Raw genomic sequence first — 7,402 nt, 5'->3', positions numbered from 1 at the left:
CCCGCCGACACCGCCTCGCCCGCACCGGCGGCCGCGGCACCGCGCCGGCAGGCCCGGCGCGGCCACGATGCACGAGAGGTGAGTGAGCAAGCGCATGGACAGCCAGCAGCGACGTGAACACAACAGCGGGGCCGGTTCCGGCGGCGCGGTCGTGTTCGTCGGCGCCGGCCCGGGCGCCGCGGACCTGCTCACCCTGCGCGCGGCCCGCGCCATCGCCGACGCCGACGTGGTGATCTGGGCGGCCAGCCTGGTGCACGAGGACGTCCTCGAACACGCGCGCGCCGACGCCGAGATCGTCGACTCCGCCAAGCTGCCCATGGAGGGCGTGCTGCCCTACTACCAGCGCGCCGCCGCCGAGGACCTGGTCATCGCCCGCATCCACTCCGGCGACCCCGCGCTGTGGGGCGCCGTGCAGGAGCAGGTGGAGGTCTGCGCCGAGCTCGGGCTGGCCGTGGAGATCATCCCGGGCGTCTCCGCGTTCAGCGCGGTCGCCGCGATCGCCAACCGGGAGCTGACCATTCCCGAGGTCGCCCAGTCGGTGATCCTGACCAGGCTGGGCGGCGGCAAGACCCCCATGCCCGAGGGCGAGGACGTCCGCGAGTTCGCCCGGCACGGCACCACCATGGCGCTGTTCCTCTCGGCGGCGCGTTCCGGGCGGCTGCAGCAGGAACTGATCGAGGGCGGCTACGCCCCCGAGACCCCCTGCATCATCGCCTACCAGGCCACCTGGCCCGAGGAACTGATCGTGCACTGCGCATTGAGCGAGCTGGAGGCCACGGTCAAGGAGCACCGGCTGTGGAAGCACACCCTGGTACTGGTGGGGCCCGCTCTCGACGCCGGCGGCACCCGTTCGCACCTGTACCACCCCGGCCACTTCCACACCCACCGCCGGGCCGACCGCGAAGCGCGGCGCGCCCTGCGCGAGGCGCGCCGGGGAGCATAGCCCGGTGAGCGAGAACCCGCGGCCCGGGCCCGAACCCGAACCACCGGAGGGCCCCCAGCCGCGCGAACCCGACCTGCCGCGGACCATGAAGGTGCGGCAGAAGGCCCTGCGCACCGGGTGGACGACCGGCACCTGCGCGTCGGCGGCGGCAAAGGCCGCGACACTGGCGCTGGCCACCGGCCAACCGGTGGGCAGTGTCGAGATCGCGCTGCCCTCGGGCGAGCGCGTCGCGTTCACCACCGAGCGCTGCGACCTGCTCGGCCCCGGCCGGGCCGAGGCGGTGGTGGTCAAGGACGCCGGCGACGACCCCGATGTCACCGACGGCGCGCACGTCACCGCCACCGTGACCCGGCGCAGCGAGCCCGGAGTGGAGCTGGACGGGGGCGTCGGCGTCGGCGTCGTCACCCGCCCCGGGCTCGGCCTGGAACTGGGCGGCCCCGCCATCAACCCGGTGCCGACCCAGATGATCACCCAGGCGGTGGGCGAGGCAGCCGATACCGCAGGCGCGGGTTTGCGGGTGGTGATCAGCGTGCCCGACGGCGAGCGGATGGCGCGCAAGACCACCAACGCGCGGCTGGGTATCCTCGGCGGCATCTCCATCCTGGGCACCACGGGCATCGTGCGCCCCTTCTCGACCGCCTCCTGGCGAGCGAGCGTGGAGCAGGCGGTGTCGGTGATGGCGGCCCAGGGCGAGGACACCCTGGTGCTGTGCACCGGCGGGCGCACCGAGCAGGGCGCCATGCTGCTGCGGCCCGGGCTGCCGCGGGTGTGCTTCGTGGAGGTGGGCGACTTCACCGGCGCCGCACTGCGCCAAGCGGTCGACTACGGCCTGGCCCGCGTCGTCTTCGTCGGGATGGCGGGCAAGCTCACCAAACTGGCCTCGGGCGTGCTGATGACCCACTACACCCGCTCCAAGGTCTCCACCGAGCTGCTCGGCACCATCACCCGCCAGGTCGGCGGCAGTGCGGAGCTGGCCGCCGAGGTCGACCGCGCCAACACCGGCCGGCACGCCTACGAGCTGTGGGAGGCGGCCGGCCTGCTGGAACCGGCCGGGACCGAGCTGTGCCGGCGCGTCACCGACGTCCTCACCCGCTTCGCCGAGGGAGCCGTCGAGGTGGAGGCCGCAATGGTCGACTTCACCGGCAACACCGTCGTCGCCGCCCACCCCGCGGACACGTGATGGCGCCGCCCGCACCGGCCGCCACCCGCGCCGCGCTGCGCACCGGCGCCGCATTGGACCTGCAGGAGGCACCCCGATGATCACCGTCATCGGTCTGGACGGCGGCGCCCTCGCAGAACGGGCCGCAGCGGCGCTGGCCGAAGCGGTGTGCGTGGCCGGGGCCCGCCGCCACCTGGACGCCGTCGCCGCGCACCTGCCCGCCGAAGCCGAGCGTGTGCCGATCGGCGACCTGCACACCGCCACCGGCGCCGTCCTGGCCGCCCGCGGCCCGGCCGTCGTGCTGGCCTCCGGCGACCCCGGGTTCTTCGGGGTGTTGCGCATCCTGCGGGCGCGCGGCGCCGAGCCGGCCGTGGTCCCCGCAGTCTCCTCGGTCGCCACCGCCTTCGCCCGCATCGGCCTGCCCTGGGACGACGCCGTCGTGGTCTCCGCGCACGGCCGCGCCGACTCCGGGCGCGGCGTGCGCCGGGCGCTCGCCGCCGCGCTCGCCCACCCCAAAGCGGCCGTGCTCACCGCCCCCGGCGCCGGCGGCCCCGACGCGTTCCTGCCCGGCCTGCTGCGCGCCGGACGCGAAGTCCACGTCGCCCAACGGCTCGGATCAGCCGACGAAGCGGTGGTCCGGGTCGGCGGCCACCACGACACGCCCCCGGACGGCTGGGCCGCACCCAACGTGGTGCTGGCCGTCGACCCCGACCACGCCGTCGCACCCGCGATGGCGTGGCTGCCCGGCCACCAGGGCGCGCCCGCAGGCTGGGCCCTGGGCGAGGACGCCTTCGAGCACCGCGCCTCGCTGATCACCAAACCCGAGGTGCGGGCGCTGGCACTGGCCCGCCTGGCACCCCGCCCCGGCACCGTCGTATGGGACGTGGGCGCCGGCAGCGGATCGGTGGCCGTGGAGTGCGCCCGGTTCGGCGCCCACGCGCTGGCCTTTGAACGCAACACCGCCGACTGCGAGCGCATCCGCGCCAACGCCCGCGCTCACGGCGTCGCGGTCGAGGTGCTGCCCGGCGAAGCCGAAGCCAACCTCGGCGGGGCCGCCGCAGCGCTGGCCCCCGACGCCGCCTTCATCGGCGGGGGAGACGACACCGTCGCCGCCGCGGTGTGCGCCCAGCGGCCCGAACGCATCGTCGCCGCGCTGGCCTCCCTCGACCGCATCCGCCCCCTGCACGACCTGCTCACCGCCGCCGGCTACACGGTCGGCGGCACCCAGTTGCAGGCCTCGCGGCTGGCGGAGTTGCCCAACGGTTCGCTGCGGCTGGCCGCGGCCAACCCGGTGACCCTGCTGTGGGGCACCGTCCCCGAATCCACTCCATCGGAAAGGCGCAGATGACCGACAGGACCGAGACGACCGGCAGCTCCGCCGGGACCGGCGGCGGCGCCATCGGCGTCGTCGCGGCGACCGAACGCGGGCGCGAAGCGGCCCGGCACCTGGCCGGAGCCTGGCCCGACCGGGTCCGCACCTACACCGGCGACCGGGCGGGCGAGGACCTGCGCAGCGCCTTCGCCGACTGCGGCGCCGTCGTCGCGTTCCTGGCGGTGGGCGCCGCCGTGCGGTCGCTGGCGCCGGTGCTCGGCGACAAACACACCGACCCGCCGGTGGTCTGCGTCGACGAGGCGCTGCAGCACGCCGTGGCGGTCCTGGGCGGCCACCACGGCGGCAACGCCCTGGCCGGCGACGTCGCCGCCGTACTGGGCTGCACCCCCGTGGTCACCACCGCCAGCGACTCCGCCGCTGCCGCCGCGCTCGACTCTTACGGCGCCGACCTCGGATTCACCGTCCCCGACACCGCGCCGCTGGCCGGAGCCGGCGCCGCGCTGCTATCGGGACGCCCGGTGCGCCTGGAACACGACCAGGTGTGGCCGCTGCCACCGCTGCCGCCCAACGCCGCCGACCGCACCGGGCAGGAGCCGGCGGCGGTCCTGCGCGTCACCGACCGCACCGACCGCACCGACCGCACCGAGCCGGGCGCCGCCGGGGTGCCGACCGTCACCTACCGGCCGCCTTCGCTGGTGGTCGGTGTCGGCTCGGCGCGCGGCGTTTCCGCTGAGGAGGTCGGCGAACTGGTCGACCGGGCCCTGGCCGGAGCAGGGTTGTCCGCCGACTCGGTGCGCGGCTGGGCCACCGTCGACGCCAAGGCCGACGAGGACGGCATCCTGCAGGCCGCCCGCCTTCGCGGCCGGCAGGTCCGCACCTTCCCCGCCGCCGAACTGGCCGGGGTGGAGGTACCCAACCCCAGCGACGTGGTCCGCGCCGAGATCGGCACGCCCAGCGTCGCCGAGGCCGCCGCCCTGCACGCCGCGGCCGGAGCCGGCAGCACCGCCGATCTCGTCGCCGCCAAACAGAAATCCGCCAACGCCACCGTTGCCGTGGCCCGGCTGCGGCCCCGCGGCCGGCTCGCCCTGGTCGGGCTGGGCCCCGGAGCCCGCGACCTGGCGGCGCCGCGCGCGCTCGCCGAACTCCAGCGCGCCTCGGTCGTGGTCGGCCTGGACCAGTACCTGGACCAGGTGCGCGACCTGCTGCGGCCGGGCACCCGCACCGTCGCCAGCGGCCTCGGCCACGAAGAGGAACGCGCTCGCACCGCCGTCGCCGAAGCCCGCGCCGGCGCCGCGGTGGCGCTGATCGGCTCCGGCGACGCCGGGGTCTATGCGATGGCGAGCCCGGCGCTGGACTTCGCCGGTTCCGACATCGACGTGGTCGGCGTGCCGGGTATCACCGCGGCCGTGGCAGCCGCGCACCTGCTCGGTGCGCCGCTGGGCCACGACCACACCTACATTTCCCTGTCGGACCTGCACACCCCGTGGGAGGCCATCGAACGCCGGGTGCGGGCGGCGGCCGAAGGCGACTTCACCGTGTGCCTGTACAACCCGCGCAGCCGCCGCCGCGACTGGCAGCTGCCCGAAGCGCTGCGCATCCTCGCCGAGCACCGGCCGCCGCAGACACCGGTCGGCCATGTCCGCAACGCCGCCCGCGACGACGAGCGCGCCGTGGTGACCACCCTGGAGGAGATGCTGGACGGCGGAACGGCCGAGGTGGACATGTTCACCGTGGTGCTGGTGGGCAGTTCGGCGAGCCGCACCGTCGCCGGCCGCTTCGTCACCCCGCGCGGCTACACGTGGCGGGGCGCACCGGCAGGCGTGCAGTAGCGGCCCGGCGGACTTGTGCCGGGGTACCGCGGCTTTTAGCCTGATGAGCCGCCCGGAACCGCGGACCGTAGCGGGTCCGCGGCAATCCGGACCGGACGAATGGGAGAGAGCCGCGATGCCCGCCATGCCCCCTGAGAACACGGCCGGAACCGAGTTGCGCGAGCAGATCGCCGCGGCGATCGCCACCGGCCGCGACCTTGGGCCGGGGTTCGACGCTGAGGTCGCCGACTCGCTCGCCGACCGCTTGGAGGAGAAGAACGCGGAGACGGCCCGCGAGCCGCGGGGGCGGCGGCCGGAGCTGCGGTGGTGGCGGCGCGAGCCGACCGCCCGCGAGCGGCGGGCGGCGCGGACCGCCGGCTGGGGTGCGCTGGGTATCGCCGCGGCCGCCTGGGCCGCCGAGGTCGCGCCCGAGGGGCTGCCGTGGGGAATCCTCGCAGTGGTGGCAGTGGTCTTGCACGTGGTGCGGTCCTGGCGGTCCTGAGACCAGCCGCCCTGCGGCGCAGGCCCCGGCGGGCGGCTCAGCTCCCGCCGGCCGCCTCCAGCAGCCGCGCCGCCTCCTCGGGAGTGGCGGGATCGGGGGAACCGGCAGGCAGCAGCCCCGCCGCGCGCAGCGCGCGGCCGGCGGCCGGAGCCCAGGCCGGGCGCAGGCGGGCGGCCGACAGCAGCGCCGGATCGCCGAGGATGTCGCGGGCCGGCCCGGCGGCCAGCACACCACCGTCCAACAGCAGCACGGTGTCGGCCCACCGGTAGGCCAGGTCCACGTCATGGGTGGAGACCACCAGGGTGGTGCCTGCGGCGCGCAGGCCGTCCAACGTCGCCACCAGCGACTCGACCCCTTCGGGGTCCAGTCCGGCGGTGGGTTCGTCCAGCACCAGCACCGAGGGCCGCATCGCCAGCGCGCCCGCCAGCACCACCCGCTTGCGCTGGCCGTAGGACAGCAAGTGGGTGGGTTGGTCGGCCAGGGCGGTGATGCCCAGCGCCTCCAGCGCCCAGGCCACCCGTTCGCGGGTGGCCGCCCGGTCCAGCCCCAGGTTGAGCGGACCGAAGGACACGTCCTGGCTGACACTGGCCGAGAAGAGCTGGTCGTCGGGGTCCTGGAACACCAGCTGCACGCGGCGCCGCAGCTCGGCCAGCGCCCGGCGGCCGCGGCGCACCCGCTCGCCGCCGACGTACACCTCGCCCGATTCGGGGGTGAGGCTGCCCGACAGCAGGCGCAGCAGCGTTGTCTTGCCGCTCCCGTTGGGGCCGAGCACGCCCACGACCTCGCCTTCGGGGATGCGCACGTCCAGCCCGGTGAACACGGGCGCGGCGTCGGGGTAGCCGAACGCGAGGCCGCGCCCGGCCAGTGCGGCCGGGGCGGCGGTGTCGCCGGGAACGGTTGTCACAGGTCGGCTCCGAGCAGCATGTAGGCGAGGGTCGCCGCGGCGACCAGCACGGGCGCCACCGCGGCGGCGGCGACCGCCGCGGGCCGCAGCGGCACCTCCTCGACCAGGACGGTCAGTTCGCCGGTGTAGCCGCGGCACTCCAGGCCGCGCTGCATGCGCCGCGCACGATCATAGGAGCGCACGAACAGGGCCGCGCCCAGCGAGCCCACCGAGCGGATCCAGGCGCGCCGATCGGTGTAGCCCAGCCGCCCGGCTTGGGCGGTCTGGATGCGCCGGGCGCTGTCCAGCGTGACGAACAGCATCCGGTAGATCAGCGCGACGACCTCCACCAGTGCGCTGGGCAGCCCGGTGCGGGTCAGCCGCGGCAGCAGGTCGGCGAGCGGCGTGGTGAAGGCGAACAGCAGTTGGCAGCACACCGCTGCCGCGGCCCGCCCGGTGATCTCGGCGGCCCGCGCCGGCCCGCCGGGAGCCGGGGCGATGGCGCCCTGCGGCCCGCCGACGGTCACCAGCAGCGCCAGCGACCCGGTGAGGATGAACAGCAGCGGGCCCCATGCGGCGCGCACGAAGGCGCGCGGCGATACCCGCGCCGGGCCGAACGCCGCGGCCAGGGCGACCGCGGCGACCAGCGGCGCGGCGGGCCAGGTGGGCAGCGCCAGCGCGCACGCCAGCAGCCCGCCGAAGAACACCCCCTTGACGATCGGGTGCACCCGGCGCCACGGACTGCGGTAGGCGGCGGCGTCGATTGCGAGCACG

The 7,402-nt window shown here is 76.0% G+C and carries 7 protein-coding genes; 5 read left to right on the top strand and 2 right to left on the bottom strand.

All coding sequences use genetic code 11. The features are described 5' to 3' along the window. Window positions 1-82 precede the first annotated feature (82 nt). From cobM to ACYVD5_RS15965, 5 genes are all read left to right on the top strand, one after another. The gene (cobM, locus tag ACYVD5_RS15985) at window positions 83-943 is read left to right on the top strand and encodes a precorrin-4 C(11)-methyltransferase (RefSeq protein ID WP_461001834.1); all 861 of its coding nucleotides are present in this window, start codon (window positions 83-85) and stop codon (window positions 941-943) included. Window positions 944-947: 4 nt separating this feature from the next. Next, the gene (locus ACYVD5_RS15980; protein ID WP_461001833.1) at window positions 948-2,123 is read left to right on the top strand and encodes a cobalt-precorrin-5B (C(1))-methyltransferase; all 1,176 of its coding nucleotides are present in this window, start codon (window positions 948-950) and stop codon (window positions 2,121-2,123) included. 76 nt (window positions 2,124-2,199) lie between these two features. Next, entirely contained in the window at window positions 2,200-3,450 is a 1,251-nt protein-coding gene (gene cbiE, locus ACYVD5_RS15975) for a precorrin-6y C5,15-methyltransferase (decarboxylating) subunit CbiE (protein ID WP_461001832.1), read from the top strand. Continuing rightward, a complete protein-coding gene (cobJ, locus tag ACYVD5_RS15970; protein WP_461001831.1) occupies window positions 3,447-5,264 on the top strand; it encodes a precorrin-3B C(17)-methyltransferase in 1,818 nt (605 codons plus the stop codon). The genes cbiE and cobJ overlap by 4 nt, the downstream gene beginning before the upstream one ends. A gap of 115 nt (window positions 5,265-5,379) precedes the next feature. Beyond that, complete coding sequence (locus ACYVD5_RS15965; protein ID WP_461001830.1) at window positions 5,380-5,745, top strand: hypothetical protein; 366 nt, start codon at window positions 5,380-5,382, stop codon at window positions 5,743-5,745. A gap of 37 nt (window positions 5,746-5,782) precedes the next feature. On the opposite strand, the gene ACYVD5_RS15960 is transcribed toward ACYVD5_RS15965, so the two are convergent. Together ACYVD5_RS15960 and cbiQ are read right to left on the bottom strand one after the other, a co-directional pair. Next, window positions 5,783-6,649, bottom strand: a complete 867-nt coding sequence (locus ACYVD5_RS15960; RefSeq protein WP_461001829.1) for an energy-coupling factor ABC transporter ATP-binding protein — start codon at window positions 6,647-6,649, stop codon at window positions 5,783-5,785. Continuing rightward, the gene (gene cbiQ, locus ACYVD5_RS15955; RefSeq protein ID WP_461001828.1) at window positions 6,646-7,401 is read right to left on the bottom strand and encodes a cobalt ECF transporter T component CbiQ; all 756 of its coding nucleotides are present in this window, start codon (window positions 7,399-7,401) and stop codon (window positions 6,646-6,648) included. Before cbiQ ends, ACYVD5_RS15960 begins: the two co-directional genes overlap by 4 nt. Between the last annotated feature and the right edge of the window lies 1 nt (window position 7,402).

Source organism: Streptomonospora sediminis (assembly GCF_054778995.1).
Note: the sequence above shows the minus strand (reverse complement) of the source record. Positions and strands in the feature narration are given on the sequence as shown.